Genomic DNA, 16,752 nt, shown 5'->3' with positions numbered 1-16,752 from the left:
GCGAGGTGCCTGAAGGCCTTCCGTGCTCGGCGAGCGGCGGGCGGTCCTCGGGCCGTCCCACCCCGACCCCCTCCCCTCGCCCGGCCGGCTGGCCCCGGGATCGCGCTCGTTCCGATCACCCGGGCCGTTAACCGGTTCGTGACGGGGGCAGGATTTGCGGGTACCGCGTCCCCATGACCGAGTACGAGGCCGAACGCCGGCTGCACCAGTCCGCGGAGACGGTGTTCGCCGCCGTCGCCGACCTGCACCGCGCCGACGAGTGGGTGCCCGAGGACCTCCGGGTCCGTGGCCAGGACGGGGACCTGACCACCGTCGAGGCGGCGGGCGGCGACCATGCCGCGCTGGCCCGCGTCCGCCCCGAGCAGCTGCGCGTGGAGTGGGGCGCCGAGGGGTCGCCGGACTACACGGGCTACATCCAGGTGATGCACGCCGACGAGGGACACAGCCGGGTCGTGGTGCACCTGTCCTTCCTCGGCGACCGGCCCGAGGCGCGGCCGGGCGCCGCGGCCGACGAGGTACGTCGCCGGCTCGACGAGAGCCTCACGCGGCTGGCGCAGCGGCTGGACGCGTGAGGAGCGCCGGCCGGCGGGCCCGCGGCGGATGCAGCAGGATGTCGCCGCGCGGCTCGTTCGGCTGGGCTGGAGCGCGAACCGGATGTCGTAGCCGCGCGGGGTGGGGCGAGGGACCAGACGTCCGCGAGTCGCGCTGTGGGCCCTCGCGAGTCGCGGTGCGGGGCTCGGCGGCGCACACACGCTGTACGGAAGATCGCGACGAGCGTGACACCTCGGTCGCCGGCACGACCGCACCAGCCCGGTCGCCACCGCCGGGCCGGCCCGGCTGATCGTCCCGCGCCGCGCGACCTCGCCCAGCACCACGCCCAGGTTGTGGTCCCGCATGCTGCGGTGCCGCATCCCCGAGGCGGGTGCCGGGCGGTCGGTCGTGCGCGCATCCTGCCCTGCCGGGCGGGTGCGGTCAGCCGCGCAGGGCCGTGAGTGCCGTCGGGCGATCCCGCCGCCGGTCACCACGTGCGTGCCGCGCCGCAGCAGGCGGTGCCCGAGGAGGTCGACGTGCCGGACGAGCGCGACGTCGAGCCCGGGCACCGCCAGGGCGACGTGATCGAGAACCAGCGTCACCCGGCCCTGTTCAGCTCGTACGTCTCCCGCTGGCGCTCCCGCGTGTGCCGTGCCGGGGTCGTCGGCGGGTAGCGGTCCGGCTCGCCGGGGCGGCGGCAGGTCGGGATGGTGGTGACCTCGGCGTCCGGCCGCCCGGAGAAGAAGAAGGGCATCGAGTACCGCTCGGCGCCCGAGGTGTTCACGACCCGGTGCAGCGTCGAGCGATAGAGATCGTTCGTCCAGCGCGCCATCAGGTCGCCCAGGTTCACCACGAAGGTGCCCGGGATGGGAGCGGCGTGGATCCACCCGTCGTGCTCGTCGAGGACCTGCAGGCCGCCGTTCTCGTCCTGGGCGAGCAGCGTGATACCGCCCCAGTCGGTGTGCGCGCCCGCGCCCTTCTCGCCCGGCCGCGGGTTCGGCGGCTGCGGCGGATAGTGCAGGATCCGCAGCGACGGCGCCGCGTCGCTGCAGAAGTCCCGGAACCAGTCCGCCGGCAGGTCCAGCGAGAGCGCGAGGCCCTCCATCAGCAGCGTCGCGACCTCGGTCATCCGGCGGTGGTACTCGGTGAGCACCGCGCGGAACTCCGGTCGCGCGGGCCAGAGGTTCGGGCCGAAGCCCGTGCCGGCGTCGCCTTCCGGCACGTGTCGTCGTCGCGGGACTCGCGGCCGAGGTAGTAGCCCTCCTTGAGGTCCGGCGGTGCGCCGGCCTCGAGGGTCTGCCCGCCGACGTCCTCGTAGCCGCGGCCGTAGTTGTCCGTGGTCATCGCGACCCGCTGCTTCTCCGCCGCGGGCAGCGCGAAGAAGGTGCGGGCCTCGGCGAACGCGGCCTCGAGCAACTCGGGCCCGACGCCGTGCCCCGAGACGTAGAAGAAGCCCTTGTCGACGCCCCGCACCGCGACGACGCCCTGGTGCACGCGGGCATGCAGCGCCTGCGTGCCGAGGGCCTCGCCGTCGACAGCCCGCACAGCTGGGTGGTGCACGAGGACATGCCACCGCGCCGGGCCGTCGCGGACCGCTTCGACCCCGCGGGACTGCTCAACCCCGGCAAGCTCCTCCGGGGCTGACGCGCCGAGAAGGAGTCGGGGGTCGAAGGATCATGACCCGGGCGCGGGCAGACCATCGCGGACCTGCCCCAGCGGCTGGGGCCCGTCGACCGACCGACCCGGGGTGCGCACGCGGGTCGTGCTCGACACCGGCCGCCCGCTCGGCCCGCTCCTCGTCGAGCGGCTGGTCGGCTCGCCGGTGGCGGCGTCCCCGGCGACCTGACGACGCTGCTCGGCGCGCCGAGATCCACGTTCGGGACGCGGAAGCGATCTCCACGCGGTACGGTCCAGGCACGGGTGAAGAAGGCCGCCCGACCCTCGACGAGAGGAGGCGGCCGATGACGCTCGCCCATCCCGCTCCCATGTCCATCGACGTCCCCGAGCCGGGCGCGTACACGATCCGCCTCCGCGGTCACCTCGACCGCCTCACCGGTGCGCGGCTGCTCCGGCTGGTCGACGCGCGGCTCCAACTCGCCCGGCTCGGGCACGCCGCCACGCGGCACGTCCTGATCGACGTCGCGGACGTCGACTCGATCGGCCCCGGCGCGCTCGCGGCGCTCACCCACGCCCTGCACGCGGCGGACCGCAGCGGCGTCACCCTCGACCTCGTCGGAGCAGGGGCGCTCGCCGGGCGGCTGGGCACGGCGGACCGCCAGGCGCTGGCGCGGTTCCGTTCGTTCCCGACGGTCGCCGCAGCGCTCGCGGGCCTGGCGGCCGAGGGCTCCTGACCGCGCCGGACCGCTAGACCGCACGGTGCGCGCGGAGGAGCTCCTTCATCTCGGGGAGCCCGAAGAACTCCGCGGTGGCGAGCGCCGGCTGGGCGCCGAGGGCGGGGTCGCCGCCGGCCGCGAGCAGGGCCCGCACGGACTCGGCCGACTGGCGGAAGGTCGCGGCGGACAGTGCGGTCTGTCCGCGGTCGTTCGCGCGGTCCGGGTCGGCGCCGCGGTCGAGCAGCGCCCGCACCGTGTCCGGGTGGTCGTAATACGCAGCGAGGATCAGCAGGGTGTCGCCCTTGTCGTTGGTCAGGTCCGCCGGCAGGCCCGCGTCGACGTAGGCGGCCAGCCGGGCGGCGTCCCCGTCCCGGGCCAGGTCGAACATGCGGTGGGCGAAGGCGATGGTCTCCTCGTCCGGCTCCGGCATGCCGGTCAGCCTAGGTGCGGCGCGGACCCGCCGCCGGTCGCGGCGCGGTGCGCCGCCGTGACCAGGGCGGCCACCACCTCCACCTCCGCGTCGTCGCGCGGCGCCGGGACGAGGACCAGCCCGGCCGCGAGCCGGACGCCGGCGAGCGGGTGGGCGAGGGCCCAGCCCTTCCCGAGGGCGTCGTAGAGCAGCGCGTCGGGGAGGGCGAGGTGCAGGCTGCCGTCCGGGTGCAGGTGCACGAGCTCGTTCTGCGCCGGATGGACCACGGCCGCGGGATCAGCGGGGCCGTCCAGGAACAACGCCCGCGTGCCCGCCGGGCCGATCACGGCCGGTCCCTCCCGGCCGAGGCCGCGGATCCGGTCCCACAGCGCCGCCTGCCGCGTGCCGGGCGGGCCGAGGGGGAGCTGGGGCAGGCCGAGCGTGGTGTCGGGCGGTTCCCCGGCCCGCTCCGGCAGCCGGCCCGGCCCGGGCCAGGTGGGCTCGTCGCCGTCGGGCAGGGGGTTCTCGCCGTGGGCGCGCAGGAAGTCGAGCCGGTCGCCCAGCCAGCTCCCGGCCGCCGCGACGACCGACCCCGCCAGCGTCCCGCCGTCGGGCGTGCGCGCGACCCGGACCGGCGCGCCCGACCCTCGCCGCAGCCAGTCCCACGTGCGGCCGAGCAGCGGTGCGGGGGTGCGCGGGTCGGCGTCGGCGTGGGCCAGGAACACGGGCATCCCCCGCAGCGCCCCGCGGGGTGGTGCCGGATCGAGCGGGACGGCGCCGTGCAGCAGGACCGCCCCCGAGAAGCGCTCCGGCGCGCGCAGCATCAGGTGCCCGGCCAGCGCGACACCGCTGCGGAAGGCCAGCAGCAGCACGCAGCGGTCGGGGTGGCCCTCGGTGTCCAGCCAGCGCAGCAGCCAGTCCCCGGCGTCGACCAGCCCTGTGGGGTCCGGCCGTCCGTCGGTCTCGGCGAACCACGCGAACCCGCGCTCGACGGCCAGCGGCGCCCGGACGGCCACGTACGCGACCGGGCCGTGCGGCAGCCACGGCGAGATCTCGATCATCGAGTGCTCGCTGGTCCCGTTGCCGTGCAGCACCAGCACCAGCGGTGCCGCGGGGTGCGGCGACCCCCAGCGCGCGACCATCGGCTCGTCGCCGGGACCGGTGGAGCGCGCGCCGACCGTCATCCGGCGACCGTAGGCCGCGGGACGGGCCGGGCCCGTCTCAGTTCGACGCACGGCCGGCGGGTCCCTCCTGGCGGGGACGAGGGCCGCGTCACCCCTCGCGCAGGTCGCCGTACGCCACCACGGACAGGAACCGGATCGGCAGGGCGACCAGCTCGCGCGGACCGTGCACGCCCTCGCCGTCGAGCTGCAGCGCGTCGCCCGGACGCAGGGTGTAGCTGGACTCGCCGTGCCCATAGACCATCTCGCCCTCGAGCATGTAGAGCAGCTCGGTGCCGGGGTGCTGGAAGAGCGGGAACTCCTCGCTGCGCTCGTTGAGCGTGACGAGGTGGGCCTCCATCCGCTTGTGCGGACCGCGCAGCGCGCCCAGCAGCGTGTAGTCGTGGCCCACCCGGGTGCCGCGCGCGACGATCCGGGCGCCGGAGCCGGCGGGGGTGAACACTGCTTCCCGGGGGGTGTCGGCGCCGCGGAAGAGCGCGGTCACCGGGACGTCGAGGGCATCGGCCAGCCGGGCGAGTGTGGTGAGGCTGCAGGAGGTCTGGGCGTTCTCGATCTTCGACAGCATCGGCTTCGAGACTCCGGTGCGCACCGCCATGTCCGCCAGGGTCAGGCCCGCGGCCTGGCGCAGCTGCCGGACCTGGGCCGCGATCGCCCGCTCGAGCCGGCCCTCCTGCGGCGCGGGCTGGACCACCTCGCGCGCCGCCGGCCCGTGCCGCGGGGCCGCCGGGACCTGCTCGCCCGCACCCTCCACGGCCGCGAGGCTAGACCAGGCGGCGCCGTGCTCCGCCGCCGGTGCGGTCGAGGGGTGAGGAACCGGCGCCGCGCCGTTCCGACGTGACCGTCGGGATGGCACGATCGGCCCGTCCTGAACAATCGATCAGGACGGGGTGCCACGACGGGCGGGAGCGGTCCGGGTCGACGGCGGATACACGATCTCCTGGCGGAGCGAGCGTCGGTACCGACGCTCTGGAACCCTGGGCCGGGTGAGCACGACGAGACGGACCGGGGTCGCCGGGGTCGTGGTCGGCGCGGCGGCCGCCGGGATCGGCTGGGCCGCGCGCGACTACCGGCGGTGGAGGGCGCTGGACCCGGGCGGGGTGCCGGCGAACCCGGTGGGCTGGCTGGCGGTGAGCGGGATGCGGTTGCGCGCCCGCGAGCCCTACACCTGGCGCGACGCGGGCAGCGGGGACGTGGACCGCGCGCTGCTGACCCTGCCGCCCCGGGCGGGGGAGCGGCCGGAGGTCGGGCCGCATCCCGTCCCGCACCGGGTCCTGACCCAGCACGCGGACCAGGCCCAGGTCGCGGCCCTGCAGGACGTGGTCGAGGAGTTCGCCGCCCGCGAGGGCCTGGAGATGCGCACCAGCCGGTGGGAGAAGCACCATCCGGCGCTGGTGCGCGCGGGCGGCGCCGAGGTCGGGCACGTGCATCCCGCCGACGGCTCGATGCACGTCGTCCTGTCCCCGCTCGACGCCCGCGTGGTCGTCGCCCGCCGGTGGGGCGAGTTCCACCCGCTGGCGGGCGTGATGCTCGACCTGCCCGAGGGGTACGTGCTGCTCTACCCGCCGCGGGACGTGGCCGAGATCGGACACCTGCGGTCGATCCTCGAGGCCGCCGCACGCTGAGCCCCCGCCGGGGCGGGTGCGGTCCCCCCGGACTGCGGCTGCATGCCGGCGCGACGCCGCCCCTCCGCCGCCCGCGCCCCCGCGGCCGGCCCCCGTCAGCGCGCCCCGGCGGTCAGCGGCGGTCGCCGCAGGGGCGGCGCCCGGTCAGCGTGCCGAGGAGCAGCATCGCGCCCCACGGCCCGGCGACCCAGACCGGCCAGAAGGGTAGCGGGTGCCCGGCGCCGAGCGAGGTCGCCACCCAGACGACGAGGCAGATCGCGTTGACCGCCGCCCACGGCACCCATGCGCCCGCCGGGAACCCGCCCGTGGATGCCGGGCGCGCCGGGACCGGCGTCCGTGTCCCCGCCGCCGGCCTCGGCGCGGGGAGATCGGCGAAGACCGCGGTGAGCTCCCTGCGGGTACGGGCCGCGTAGACCCGGTCCACCCGCTCCTCGTACTCGGCGAGGTCGAGCCGGCCCGCCCCCACCTCCGCGGCGAGCCGGGCGGCTCCGCGCTCCCGCTCGTCGTCGCCGATGCGGGTCCCTGCCCCGTCCCGTCCGGTCGCTCGGTCCTGCTCGGTCATCACCCACCACCCCCGTCGGACGGCACGAGTCTGCTCCGCCCGCGGCAGACATGTCAAGTTCGACATGTCGGGTCAGGAATGCGGGACCGCGCACCTCAGCACGAGCAGCGAACGGGCGGACACCCGCAGCCGTGCCCCGGCCTTGTTGGTGCGCCGGCGGGGGTTCGCCAGCAGGGGATCGGCCGTGTCGACGACCGTCTCCCACACCCGGCCGTACTCCTCGCTGGGCAGCGCGAACTGGACCTGCTGGTGGTGGGCGTTGACCAGCAGCAGGAAGGAGTCGTCGACGATCCGCACGCCGAGGTGGTCCCGGTCCGGGATGCCCTGGCCGTTGAGGTAGATCGCCAGCGACCGGGTCTGCGCGCGCTGCCAGTCCTCGTCGCTCATGTACCCGCCGTCGGGCCGCAGCCAGGCGATGTCCTCCATGTTCGAGCCCTGGATCGGCCGGCCCTGGAAGAAGCGCTGCCGACGGAAGATCGGGTGCTTCGCGCGCAGCTGCGTGAGCCGGCCGACGAACTCGGTGAGCACCTCGTGTTCACGGGCGCGGTCCCAGTCGACCCAGGCCAGCTCGTTGTCCTGGCAGTAGACGTTGTTGTTGCCCTGCTGCGTGCGGCCCAGCTCGTCGCCGTGCGCGATCATCGGCACGCCCTGCGAGAGCAGCAGGGTGGTGAGGATGTTGCGCTTCTGCCGCTCGCGCAGCGCGTGGATCTGCACATCCTCGGTGGGGCCCTCGGCGCCGTGGTTCCACGAGCGGTTGTGGCTCTCCCCGTCCCGGTTGTCCTCGCCGTTGGCCTCGTTGTGCTTCTCGTTGTAGGACACCAGGTCCTCGAGGGTGAAGCCGTCGTGGGCGGTCACGAAGTTGATCGACGCGATCGGCCGCCGGTTGTCCGTCTCGTACAGGTCCGAGGAACCGGTGAAGCGGGCCGCGAACTCGCCGAGGCTGGCGGGCTCGCCGCGCCAGAAGTCCCGGACGGTGTCCCGGTAGCGGCCGTTCCACTCCGTCCACAGCGGCGGGAACCCGCCGACCTGGTAGCCGCCGTCGCCGACGTCCCACGGCTCGGCGATCAGCTTGACCTGGCTGACCACCGGGTCCTGGTTGACCAGGTCGAAGAAGGCGGACAGGCGGTCGACGGCGTGGAACTCGCGGGCCAGCGAGGAGGCGAGGTCGAACCGGAAGCCGTCGACGTGCATCTCGGTGACCCAGTACCGCAGCGAGTCCATGAGCAGCCGCAGCGACTCGTGGTGGCGGACGTTGAGGCTGTTCCCGGTGCCCGTGGTGTCGAAGTAGTACATCGGGTCGCCGTCGACGAGCCGGTAGTAGGCCTGGTTGTCGATACCGCGGAAGGAGAGCGTCGGGCCCAGGTGGTTGCCCTCGGCGGTGTGGTTGTAGACGACGTCGAGGATCACCTCCATGCCCGCCCGGTGGAGCGCCCGCACCATCGCCTTGAACTCCGCGACCTGCTCGCCGCGGGTGCCGAAGCAGGCGTAGCCGTTGTGCGGCGCGAAGAAGCCGATCGTGTTGTAGCCCCAGTAGTTGCGCAGGCCCTTGTCGTGCAGCGTCGAGTCGTGCACGAACTGGTGCACCGGCATCAGCTCGACGGCGGTGACCCCGAGCTGGCGGAAGTGGTCGATCATGACCGGGTGGGCCAGCCCGGCGTAGGTGCCGCGGACATCCTTGGGGATGTCCGGGTGGCGCATGGTCATGCCGCGGACGTGTGCCTCGTAGACGACCGTCTCGTTGTAGGGGATCCGCAGCGGCCGGTCGTCCTGCCAGTCGAAGAAGGGGCTGACCACGACCGACGTCATCGCGTACGGGGCCGAGTCGGTGTCGTTGTAGGAGTCCGGGTCGCCGAAGCGGTAGGAGAACAGGGCCTCGTTCCAGCGGTACTCGCCGTCGATCGCCTTGGCGTACGGGTCGAGCAGCAGTTTCGACGGGTTGCACCGCAGCCCGGCGTGCGGGTCGTACGGGCCGTGCACCCGGTAGCCGTAGCGCTGTCCCGGTCCGACCCGCGGCAGGTAGCCGTGCCAGATCAGGCCGTTGCGCTCGGGCAGGACCACCCGTTCCTCGGAGCCGTCGTCGTGCAGCAGGCACAGCTCGATGCGCTCCGCCACCTCGGAGAAGATCGCGAAGTTGGTGCCGCCGCCGTCGAAGGTCGAGCCCAGCGGGTAGGGCGAGCCGGGCCAGATGTGCACGTGTCCTCCGGAGCGTCGAGCGGAGCACAGTTCTAACCCGGGCGGGCGACGTCGGCCAGTCCGGGCGAGCCGGGCGTGTCGGCGTTGGGCCGGACGGGTGGGCCACGCGGGGCGCCGCGGGACCGGGCCCCCGGACGTCGGACAGCGGCGGATGATGGGACCGAGCTGCCCGTCGCCGACCCGGAAGGACCGCCGTGGACTTCACCCTCCCCGAGACCGCCCTCGCCGTGCAGGAGGGCGTGCGCGCGATCGGCGCCCGCTACGACCACGCGTACTGGTCGCGGCTGGAGGAGGAGCACCGCTTCCCGTGGGAGGTGTGGACGGACCTGGCCGACGGCGGCTGGGTCGGGCTGACCGTGCCGGAGGAGTACGGCGGCGGCGGGCAGGGGATGCTCGAGCTGGCCGTGGCCTGCGAGACCCTGGCCGCGTCGGGCGGCACCGCCGGGATCTTCCTCTACGTCCTCACCCCCGGCTTCGGCGCGACCACGCTCGCCCGGCACGGCACCGAGGAACAGAAGAAGCGCCTGCTGCCCGGCCTCGCCTCGGGCGCCACCCAGTTCTGCATGGCCCTCACCGAGCCCGACGCCGGCAGCGACGCGCTGCGCATCCGCACCCGCGCCGTCCGGGACGGCGGGGACTTCGTGATCGACGGTCAGAAGATCTGGATCTCCGGGCTCGAGAACGCGGACTGGATGATCGCGATCACCCGTACCGTCCCCGCCGAGGAGGCGAAGCCCCGCACCGGCGGGTTCACGCTGTTCCTGGTCGACGTCAAGGAGGCGGTCGCCGCGGGGACGCTGCAGTACACCCCGATCCCCAAGCTGGGCAGCAACGTCGTCACCTCCAGCCAGGTCTTCTTCGACGACCTGCGGGTGCCCGCGGAGAACGTCCTGGGCGAGGTCGACGGCGGCTTCTCGGTGCTGTGGGACGTCCTCAACCCCGAGCGCATCCTCGCCGCGGCCGGGGGAGTGGGCACCGCCGACGCCGCGCTCGACGTCGCCGTGCGGTACGCGAAGGAGCGCGAGGTGTTCGGCCGCCCGATCGGCGCGAACCAGGGCATCCAGTTCCCGCTCGCGCAGATCAAGGCGAAGACCGAGCTCGGCAGGCTGATGACCTACAAGGCCGCGTGGCTCTTCGACCGGGGCCTGCCCTGCCACGCCGAGACCAACATCGCCAAGCTCACCGGGGCGCAGGTCGGGTGGGAGGCCGCCAACCAGGCCTTCCAGACCTTCGGCGGCATGGCGTACTCGAAGGAGTACCCGGTGGAACGGCTGTTCCGCGACTCCCGCATCGCCCGCACCATCCCCGTCGCCGAGGAGCTGGTCCTCGCCCACATCGGCACGCAGGTCCTCGGCCTGCCCCGGAGCTACTAGGGATCAGGTCAGGACGAGCGGCGGGCCCGAGTCGAGCAGCAGGCGCAGCGACGCCGGACCGTCGGGGGTGAGCGAGACGCCGGGCAGGCGCGGCCCCGGGGCGACGGCCCCGGTCATCCGGGTCGCGACGATCCCGTTCGCGCCGCCCGGGTGCGGGGGGACCGGCCGGTGGACCAGGCCGGTCAGCTGGGCGTCCGACAGCTCGGCGACGGCGAGGAACGGCATCTCCGGGTCGCCCTCGTGCACCGCCAGGGTCGGCCCGTCCGGCACGGTGTAGCGGCGGAACCGCCCCTCCGGCAGGGTGCCGCGCAGCACGATCCCGAACGGGTAGGCGGTGCGGGCGCAGCGCGCCGCGAACCCCAGCCGCGAGGCCCGCTCCACCTCCGGGTCGTCGATCCACAGCAGTTCGACGTAGTGCCGGGAGAACAGGATCCGCCGGTTGCGGGTGCCCTGTCCGACGTGCCGGGCGCCCTCGTCGAGCAGCAGCCCCTCGGGCGCGTCCGGGGGACCGGGCAGGAAGGCGATCAGATGGTCCAGCTCCAACACCGGTCCAGCATCCCGCGCCCGGTCGCGGGTATGCAGACCGGGTGATCGATCGTTTCGACGGCTGGATCGCCGGCCTGGGCACGGACTCCGGGCTACGGGTCGTGGTGGGGCACTGGCCGCGCTCCCCGCTGGGGTCCTTCACCGACGTCATGGTGGAGCGCCGGGACGGGCACCGGCTCCTGCTCGCGCCGGACGACCGGGTCGCCGGGTTCGTCTCGGCGACCTACACGTTCGACGAGGTGCGGATCGGCCCCGTCGAGCACGAGATCCGCGGCGACCGCCGGCAGGTCCGGGCGGGGCCGCTGGAGTGCGCGTTCCGCGTGGGCGGCCGGACCCCGCTCGGCCTGCTGCTCCGTGCGGTGCCCCGCCGGCTCGCCACCGCGCCCCGCTGGATCGGCACGATCGACGCCGTGGCCCGCCGCGTGCTTCCCGGGGTCCGGACCGTGGGCAGCGCCGGCGCCGGCCGCAGGGAGTACTACGGCGCGCTCGACCTGCACCGCCTCACTGCCGCCGTCGTCCGCTGGGAGGGAGAGGACCAGGGCCCGCTGCGGCCGGTCCACCCGCCCGTGCGTTTCGGCTTCGGCTCCGCCCCCACCGCGCCCTCGCTGGTCCGAATCACCACCCTCGTCACCCGCTGACCTCCGGTGCGGGCGGCGTCGAGCGGGTACCTCCCGGTCCGTGGTGCAGACCTTCCTCCCGTACCCCGACTTCGCCGCCAGCGCCCGGGCGCTCGACGACCGGCGGCTGGGCAAGCAACGCGCGGAGGCGCTGCAGATCCTGCGTGCGCAGGTGCGCGAGGGGTACGGCTGGCAGCACCACCCGGCGGTGCGGATGTGGCGCGGCCATCCCGAGGGCGTGGCCGCCTACGCGCTCGCGATCTGCGCGGAGTGGGCGGGCCGCGGCAAGGTCGACACGGTGGCGGAGCACTACGCCCCGCGCTTCCCCGACGACCAGCCGGGGGCCACGTACGTCTGGCCGGTCTAGCCACTCCTCCGCCGTGCTTCGGCCTCGTCGGCGCTGCGGGAGCAGGTGATCGCGATCCGGGCGCCGCGGCCGGCCAGGCGGGCCGACCGCCGCGCCCGGACCGGTCGCGCCACCGGCGACCGCGACCCTGCCGCCCATGACGGCAGCCTGACGATTGGTCAGTACAGAATCAGCTGAGCCGCTCGTAGATCACGGCCATGCCCTGCCCGCCGCCGACGCACATGGTCTCCAGGCCGATGCTCTTGTCCGCGGCCCGCAGGCCGTTGAGCAGGGTGGAGGTGATCCGGGCGCCGGTCATGCCGAACGGGTGGCCGACGGCGATGGCGCCGCCGTGGACGTTGAGCTTGTCGCCGAAGGGATCGATGCCGAGGTCGCGGGCCGACGGGATGACCTGGGCGGCGAACGCCTCGTTGATCTCGACGAGGTCGACGTCGGCGATGGTCATGCCGGCCCGGGCGAGCGCCTGCCTCGACGCCTCGACCGGGCCCAGCCCCATGATCTCCGGCGACAGGCCGGTCACACCGGTGGAGACGATCCGGGCCAGCGGGGTGATTCCGAGGTCGCGGGCCTTGGTGTCGGACATGACGATCAGGGCCGCGGCGCCGTCGTTGAGCGGGCAGCAGTTGCCGGCGGTGACGAACCCGTCCGGCCGGAAGACCGGCTTGAGCTGCGAGACCGCGTCGTAGGTGACGCCGGCGCGCGGGCCGTCGTCGGTGTCGACGACCGTGCCGTCGGGCAGGGTGACGGGCGCGATCTCGTCGGCGAAGAAGCCGTTCGCGATCGACTCCTCGGCCAGGTTCTGCGAGCGGACGCCGAAGCGGTCCATGTCCTCACGGGTCACGCCCTTGGCCCGGGCGAGGTTCTCCGCGGTCTGGCCCATCGCGATGTAGACGTCCGGCAGCTTCCCGTCCGTGCGCGGGTCGGTCCAGGTGTCGGTGCCGGACTCGGCGGTGGCGACCGTGCGGGCCGCGGCGTCGGCGAACAGCGGGTTGTGCGTGTCCGGCCAGGAGTCCGAGGAGCCCCTCTCGAGCCGGGAGACGGTCTCGACGCCGGCCGAGACGAACACGTCGCCCTCGCCCGCCCTGATCGCGTGCAACGCCATGCGGGTGGTCTGCACGGACGAGGAACAGTACCGGGTGATCGTGGTGCCGGGCACGGTGTCGAGGCCGAGCAGCACGGACACGATGCGGCCCATGTTGTAGCCCTGCTCGCCGCCGGGCAGACCGCAGCCCAGCAACAGGTCGTCGATCTCGGTCGGGTCGAGTGCGGGCACCTGGTCCAGTGCGGCGCGGACCATCTGGACGGTCAGGTCGTCCGCACGCATGTCCTTGAGGGAGCCCTTGCGCGCGCGGCCGATGGGGGAGCGGGCCGCCGCGACGATCACTGCCTCGGGCACGGGTGTCTCCTTCGCTGGAGGGCTGGTGCTGGTGTCGAGTGTGCACCCCTTCGGGGCGCGGGGTTACCGTGCGGTAGGGAGTCACACGGGTCGTCCTGGCGCGCGGGCGGTGCGGGTACGGCGCCATGGACCGCCCACCCGAGGCCCGCGTGCTGCTCGCCCCGTCAGGGCCGGCCGCGGAGCGGCCTACTTCCCGCGGAGGTCACGCAGCCGCTGCAGCTTGCCGACGGAGCGCTCCAGTGTGTCCGGGTCGACGACCTCGCAGGTCACCGAGACGCCGATGGTGTCCTTGACCGCACTGACCAGCTCGGTGGCGGCCTCGGCCCGCCGGGCGGCCGTGGCGTCCGGCCGCGCCTCGACGCGGACCGCGAGCGCGTCCAGGCGGCCCTGGGTGGTGAGCTCGAGCTGGAAGTGCGGCGCGAACCCGGGGGTGCGCAGCACGATCTCCTCGATCTGGGTGGGGAAGAGGTTCACCCCCCGCAGGATGATCATGTCGTCGCTGCGGCCGGTGATCTTCTGCATGCGGCGCAGGGCGGGCCGCGCGGTCCCGGGGAGCAGGGTGGTGAGGTCCCGGGTGCGGTACCGGATGATCGGCAGCGCCTGCTTGGTCAGCGAGGTGAAGACGAGCTCGCCCTCCTCGCCGTCGGCCAGCACGGTGCCGTCGAGGGGGTCGAGGACCTCGGGGAGGAAGTGGTCCTCCCAGATGTGCAGGCCGTCCTTGGTCTCGACGCACTCCTGCGCGACGCCGGGGCCCATGACCTCGGACAGGCCGTAGATGTCGACCGCGTGCATGTCCGTACGGTCCTCGATCTCGGCGCGCATCTGCTCGGTCCACGGCTCGGCGCCGAAGATGCCGACCCTCAGCGAGGTCGAGCGGGGGTCGACGCCCTGGCGCTCGAACTCGTCGAGCAGGGTGAGCATGTAGCTCGGGGTGAGCATGATGACGTCGGGTTCGAAGTCGCGGATCAGCTGCACCTGGCGCGGGGTCATCCCGCCGGACACCGGGATCGCGGTCGCGCCGAGCTTCTCGATGCCGTAGTGCGCGCCGAGCCCGCCGGTGAACAGGCCGTAGCCGTAGGCGTTGTGCACCTTGTGCCCGGGCCGCCCGCCGGCGGCGCGGATCGACCGGGCGACCAGGCCGGCCCAGGTGTCGATGTCGCGCTCGGTGTAGCCGACGACCGTCGGCCGTCCGGTGGTGCCGGAGGAGGCGTGGACGCGGCGGACCTCGGACTGCGGGACCGCGAACATCCCGAAGGGGTAGTTGTCCCGCAGGTCGGCCTTGCTGGTGGTGGGGAACGTGGCGATGTCGGAGAGCTCGCGGCAGTCCTCCGGGTGCACGCCAACGGCGTCGAAGGCCGCGCGGTAGTGCGCCACGTTGTCGTAGGCGTGCCGCAGGGTCCACCTCAGCCGCTCCAGCTGCAGGGCCCGCAACTCGTCGGTGGACATCCGCTCGGCCGGGTCGAGGGTCTCCGGGTCCGGCGCCTCGCCCGGCCGACGGGCGGTGGTCGGGGTGGTCACTGACCGGCCTCCTGCTTCGCGACGAGGGTGAGGACGTCGTAGCGGGCGACGGACCGGCCGTCCTGGCGGGTGACGTCGGCGTCCCAGCGGACCTCGCCGTAGCCGGCGGACTCGCGCGGGGTGAGCTGCTTGCAGGTCAGGGTCACGGTGAGCTCGTCGCCGAACGCGACGGGGGTGAGGAACCGCAGGTCGTCCACCCCGAAGTTGGCCAGCACCGGGCCGGGGTCGGGGTCGACGAACAGCCCCGCCGCCAGGGACACGACCAGGTAGCCGTGCGCGACGCGCTCGCCGAACAGCGGGTTCGCGGCCGCGGCCTCGGCGTCCGTGTGGGCGTAGAAGGTGTCGCCGGTGAACTCGGCGAAGTGCTCCACGTCCTCCTGGCTCACCCGCCGCGGGCCGGCGACGACGGTGTCGCCCGGCCTGAGCTCCTCGAGGTGCTTGCGGAAGGGATGCACGCCCTCGTTCTGCAGGGTCTCGTGGCGCTGCGCGCCGGCGACCCAGCGACCCGTGATCGCGACCAGCGAGTCGGGATCGGCCTGGACGGCGGTGCGCTGCATGTGGTGCAGCACGCCGCGGATGCCGCCCATCTCCTCGCCGCCGCCGGCTCGGCCGGGGCCGCCGTGCACGAGCTGGGGCAGCGGGGACCCGTGACCGGTGGACTCCGCGGCGTCGGACTCGTTGAGCACCAGGATCCGGCCGTGGAAGGCCGCGGTGCCCAGGACGACCTCGCGCACGAAGTCCGGGTCCGAGCTGACGACCGACCCGGCCAGGCTGCCCTGCCCGCGCGCGGCGTGGTCGATCAGTTGGGCGGTGGTCTCGTAGGGGAGGATCGTGGAGACCGGGCCGAAGGCCTCGACCTCGTGCGGCTCGGCCCGCTCCGGGTCGCCGACCAGCAGGATCGGGGACACGAACGCGCCGCGGTCGGCGTCCGCGCCGGTCACCTCGACCTTCTCGGGGTCGCCGAAGACGATGCGGCCGGCGTCGGCGAGGGCCTTGACGCTGCGGCGGACCTCCTCGCGCTGGCCCAGGGAGGCGAGCGCGCCCATGCGCACGCCCTCCTCGGCCGGGTTGCCGATCACGGTCTGCGCCAGCCTGGCGGAGACGGCCTCGACGACGGCGTCCACTCGCGCGGCCGGGACGAACGCGCGGCGGATCGCCGTGCACTTCTGCCCGGCCTTCACCGTCATCTCCGCGACCAGGCTCGCGACGAACAGGTCGCACTCGGCGTCGGAGGCGTCGGGGCCGAGGGCGGAGAAGTTGAGCGAGTCGGCCTCGGCGGTGAAACGCACGGAGTTGCGCACGATCGCGGGGTGGGCGCGCAACGTCTGCGCGGTGGAGGCAGAGCCGGTGAAGGACACCAGGTCCTGGCCGGTGAGGTGGTCGAAGGTGTCGCCGAGGGAACCGGCCACGAACTGGAGGGTGCCGGGCGGCAGTATCCCGGAGCCGACGATCAGCTCGACCAGTGTCGCGGTGAGGAACGCCGTCGGGCTGGCGGGCTTGATCAGGCTCGGCACGCCGGCGAGGAAGGCCGGGGCGAACTTCTCCAGCGGTCCCCAGACGGGGAAGTTGAACGCGTTGACCTGCACCGCCACTCCCCGCAGCGGGACGCAGAGGTGCTGGCCGACGAAGGTGCCACCGCGCCCGAGGGGTTCGACCGGGCCGTCGACGTACACGGTGTCGTTGGGCAGCTCGCGCTTGGCCTTGGAGGCGTAGGCGAGCAGCACCCCGATCCCGCCGTCGACGTCGAACTTCGAGTCGCCGAGGGTGGCACCGGTCCGTGCGGAGACGGCGTAGAGCTCGTCGCGGTGCTCGCGCAGGTGCTGGGCCAGCGCCTTGAGCAGGGCGGCGCGCTGGTGGAAGGTCAGCTCCCGCAGCGCCGGCCCACCGACCTCGCGGCCGTGGCGCAGGGCCGCGCCGAAGTCGACGCCGGCGGACGAGAGCCGGGCGATCTCCTCGCCGGTCACCGCGTCGAACAGGGGACGGCCCTCGTCCGTCGGTGTGTGCCAGTCGCCGCCGACGTAGCTGCGCAGGACCCGGATGCTCACGGCGGTCTCCTCGTCGTCGGGAAGCCGGGCGTCCGCCCCGGATCACTCGATCTCGCGGC

The 16,752-nt window shown here is 74.1% G+C and carries 18 protein-coding genes; 7 read left to right on the top strand and 11 right to left on the bottom strand.

Features of this window, described 5'->3' with window-relative positions:
• Positions 1 to 173 precede the first annotated feature (173 nt).
• Complete coding sequence (locus tag ACL02T_RS27035) at positions 174 to 572, top strand: SRPBCC family protein (protein ID WP_412833596.1); 399 nt, start codon at positions 174 to 176, stop codon at positions 570 to 572.
• A gap of 557 nt (positions 573 to 1,129) precedes the next feature.
• Here the strand turns inward: ACL02T_RS27035 and ACL02T_RS27030 are convergent.
• Together ACL02T_RS27030 and ACL02T_RS27025 are read right to left on the bottom strand one after the other, a co-directional pair.
• A complete protein-coding gene (locus ACL02T_RS27030; protein WP_412833595.1) occupies positions 1,130 to 1,660 on the bottom strand; it encodes an isopenicillin N synthase family dioxygenase in 531 nt (176 codons plus the stop codon).
• The gene (locus tag ACL02T_RS27025) at positions 1,657 to 2,025 is read right to left on the bottom strand and encodes a 2-oxoglutarate and iron-dependent oxygenase domain-containing protein (protein ID WP_412833594.1); all 369 of its coding nucleotides are present in this window, start codon (positions 2,023 to 2,025) and stop codon (positions 1,657 to 1,659) included. The genes ACL02T_RS27030 and ACL02T_RS27025 overlap by 4 nt, the downstream gene beginning before the upstream one ends.
• A 6-nt stretch (positions 2,026 to 2,031) precedes the next feature.
• On the opposite strand from ACL02T_RS27025, the gene ACL02T_RS27020 reads away from it, so the two are divergent.
• Positions 2,032 to 2,175: a hypothetical protein gene (locus ACL02T_RS27020; protein ID WP_412833593.1), complete on the top strand. Its 144-nt coding sequence runs from the start codon at positions 2,032 to 2,034 to the stop codon at positions 2,173 to 2,175.
• A gap of 317 nt (positions 2,176 to 2,492) precedes the next feature.
• A complete protein-coding gene (locus tag ACL02T_RS27015; RefSeq protein ID WP_412833592.1) occupies positions 2,493 to 2,882 on the top strand; it encodes an STAS domain-containing protein in 390 nt (129 codons plus the stop codon).
• A 13-nt stretch (positions 2,883 to 2,895) separates the two neighbouring features.
• Here the strand turns inward: ACL02T_RS27015 and ACL02T_RS27010 are convergent, their stop codons facing one another.
• From ACL02T_RS27010 to ACL02T_RS27000, 3 genes are all read right to left on the bottom strand, one after another.
• Positions 2,896 to 3,294: an ankyrin repeat domain-containing protein gene (locus tag ACL02T_RS27010; RefSeq protein ID WP_412833591.1), complete on the bottom strand. Its 399-nt coding sequence runs from the start codon at positions 3,292 to 3,294 to the stop codon at positions 2,896 to 2,898.
• Positions 3,295 to 3,299: 5 nt separating this feature from the next.
• Positions 3,300 to 4,457, bottom strand: coding sequence for a luciferase domain-containing protein (locus ACL02T_RS27005; RefSeq protein WP_412833590.1), 1,158 nt, complete (start codon positions 4,455 to 4,457; stop codon positions 3,300 to 3,302).
• An 88-nt stretch (positions 4,458 to 4,545) separates the two neighbouring features.
• Complete coding sequence (locus ACL02T_RS27000; RefSeq protein ID WP_412833589.1) at positions 4,546 to 5,205, bottom strand: helix-turn-helix domain-containing protein; 660 nt, start codon at positions 5,203 to 5,205, stop codon at positions 4,546 to 4,548.
• A 232-nt stretch (positions 5,206 to 5,437) separates the two neighbouring features.
• Between ACL02T_RS27000 and ACL02T_RS26995 the strand changes: the two genes are divergently transcribed.
• Entirely contained in the window at positions 5,438 to 6,076 is a 639-nt protein-coding gene (locus tag ACL02T_RS26995) for a luciferase domain-containing protein (RefSeq protein WP_412833588.1), read from the top strand.
• A 112-nt stretch (positions 6,077 to 6,188) separates the two neighbouring features.
• Here the strand turns inward: ACL02T_RS26995 and ACL02T_RS26990 are convergent, their stop codons facing one another.
• Positions 6,189 to 6,638: a DUF1707 SHOCT-like domain-containing protein gene (locus ACL02T_RS26990; protein WP_412833587.1), complete on the bottom strand. Its 450-nt coding sequence runs from the start codon at positions 6,636 to 6,638 to the stop codon at positions 6,189 to 6,191.
• A 72-nt stretch (positions 6,639 to 6,710) separates the two neighbouring features.
• The gene (glgX, locus tag ACL02T_RS26985) at positions 6,711 to 8,831 is read right to left on the bottom strand and encodes a glycogen debranching protein GlgX (protein ID WP_412833586.1); all 2,121 of its coding nucleotides are present in this window, start codon (positions 8,829 to 8,831) and stop codon (positions 6,711 to 6,713) included.
• Positions 8,832 to 9,025: 194 nt separating this feature from the next.
• Here glgX and ACL02T_RS26980 point away from each other — a divergent pair, with 194 nt between their 5' ends.
• Positions 9,026 to 10,204, top strand: coding sequence for an acyl-CoA dehydrogenase family protein (locus ACL02T_RS26980; RefSeq protein ID WP_412833585.1), 1,179 nt, complete (start codon positions 9,026 to 9,028; stop codon positions 10,202 to 10,204).
• A 3-nt stretch (positions 10,205 to 10,207) separates the two neighbouring features.
• Here the strand turns inward: ACL02T_RS26980 and ACL02T_RS26975 are convergent, their stop codons facing one another.
• Positions 10,208 to 10,750, bottom strand: a complete 543-nt coding sequence (locus ACL02T_RS26975; RefSeq protein WP_412833584.1) for a VOC family protein — start codon at positions 10,748 to 10,750, stop codon at positions 10,208 to 10,210.
• A 41-nt stretch (positions 10,751 to 10,791) separates the two neighbouring features.
• On the opposite strand from ACL02T_RS26975, the gene ACL02T_RS26970 reads away from it, so the two are divergent.
• Together ACL02T_RS26970 and ACL02T_RS26965 are read left to right on the top strand one after the other, a co-directional pair.
• Positions 10,792 to 11,388 carry a hypothetical protein gene (locus tag ACL02T_RS26970; RefSeq protein WP_412833583.1) on the top strand — a complete coding sequence of 199 codons (597 nt, stop codon included), beginning with the start codon at positions 10,792 to 10,794 and terminating at the stop codon, positions 11,386 to 11,388.
• Positions 11,389 to 11,428: 40 nt separating this feature from the next.
• Positions 11,429 to 11,734 (top strand): MSMEG_6728 family protein, encoded by a 306-nt coding sequence (locus ACL02T_RS26965; RefSeq protein WP_412833582.1) that lies wholly within the window; start codon positions 11,429 to 11,431, stop codon positions 11,732 to 11,734.
• A 169-nt stretch (positions 11,735 to 11,903) separates the two neighbouring features.
• On the opposite strand, the gene ACL02T_RS26960 is transcribed toward ACL02T_RS26965, so the two are convergent.
• From ACL02T_RS26960 to paaZ, 3 genes are all read right to left on the bottom strand, one after another.
• Positions 11,904 to 13,130 carry an acetyl-CoA C-acetyltransferase gene (locus tag ACL02T_RS26960; protein ID WP_412833581.1) on the bottom strand — a complete coding sequence of 409 codons (1,227 nt, stop codon included), beginning with the start codon at positions 13,128 to 13,130 and terminating at the stop codon, positions 11,904 to 11,906.
• Between the two features lie 186 nt (positions 13,131 to 13,316).
• Positions 13,317 to 14,576, bottom strand: a complete 1,260-nt coding sequence (paaK, locus tag ACL02T_RS26955) for a phenylacetate--CoA ligase PaaK (protein ID WP_412833668.1) — start codon at positions 14,574 to 14,576, stop codon at positions 13,317 to 13,319.
• Between the two features lie 68 nt (positions 14,577 to 14,644).
• Complete coding sequence (gene paaZ, locus ACL02T_RS26950; protein WP_412833667.1) at positions 14,645 to 16,687, bottom strand: phenylacetic acid degradation bifunctional protein PaaZ; 2,043 nt, start codon at positions 16,685 to 16,687, stop codon at positions 14,645 to 14,647.
• Positions 16,688 to 16,752 lie beyond the last annotated feature (65 nt).

Source organism: Pseudonocardia oceanicola (assembly GCF_047200735.1).
GTDB lineage: Bacteria > Actinomycetota > Actinomycetes > Mycobacteriales > Pseudonocardiaceae > Pseudonocardia.
Note: the sequence above shows the minus strand (reverse complement) of the source record. Positions and strands in the feature narration are given on the sequence as shown.

Coding starts and splice junctions, on each gene's coding strand:
- ACL02T_RS27035 (WP_412833596.1), top strand. CDS start 174: ATGACCGAGTACGAGGCCGAACGCCGGCTGCACCAGTCCGCGGAGACG.
- ACL02T_RS27030 (WP_412833595.1), bottom strand. CDS start 1,660: ATGACCGAGGTCGCGACGCTGCTGATGGAGGGCCTCGCGCTCTCGCTG.
- ACL02T_RS27020 (WP_412833593.1), top strand. CDS start 2,032: ATGCAGCGCCTGCGTGCCGAGGGCCTCGCCGTCGACAGCCCGCACAGC.
- ACL02T_RS27015 (WP_412833592.1), top strand. CDS start 2,493: ATGACGCTCGCCCATCCCGCTCCCATGTCCATCGACGTCCCCGAGCCG.
- ACL02T_RS27010 (WP_412833591.1), bottom strand. CDS start 3,294: ATGCCGGAGCCGGACGAGGAGACCATCGCCTTCGCCCACCGCATGTTC.
- ACL02T_RS27005 (WP_412833590.1), bottom strand. CDS start 4,457: ATGACGGTCGGCGCGCGCTCCACCGGTCCCGGCGACGAGCCGATGGTC.
- ACL02T_RS26990 (WP_412833587.1), bottom strand. CDS start 6,638: ATGACCGAGCAGGACCGAGCGACCGGACGGGACGGGGCAGGGACCCGC.
- paaK (WP_412833668.1), bottom strand. CDS start 14,576: ATGTCCACCGACGAGTTGCGGGCCCTGCAGCTGGAGCGGCTGAGGTGG.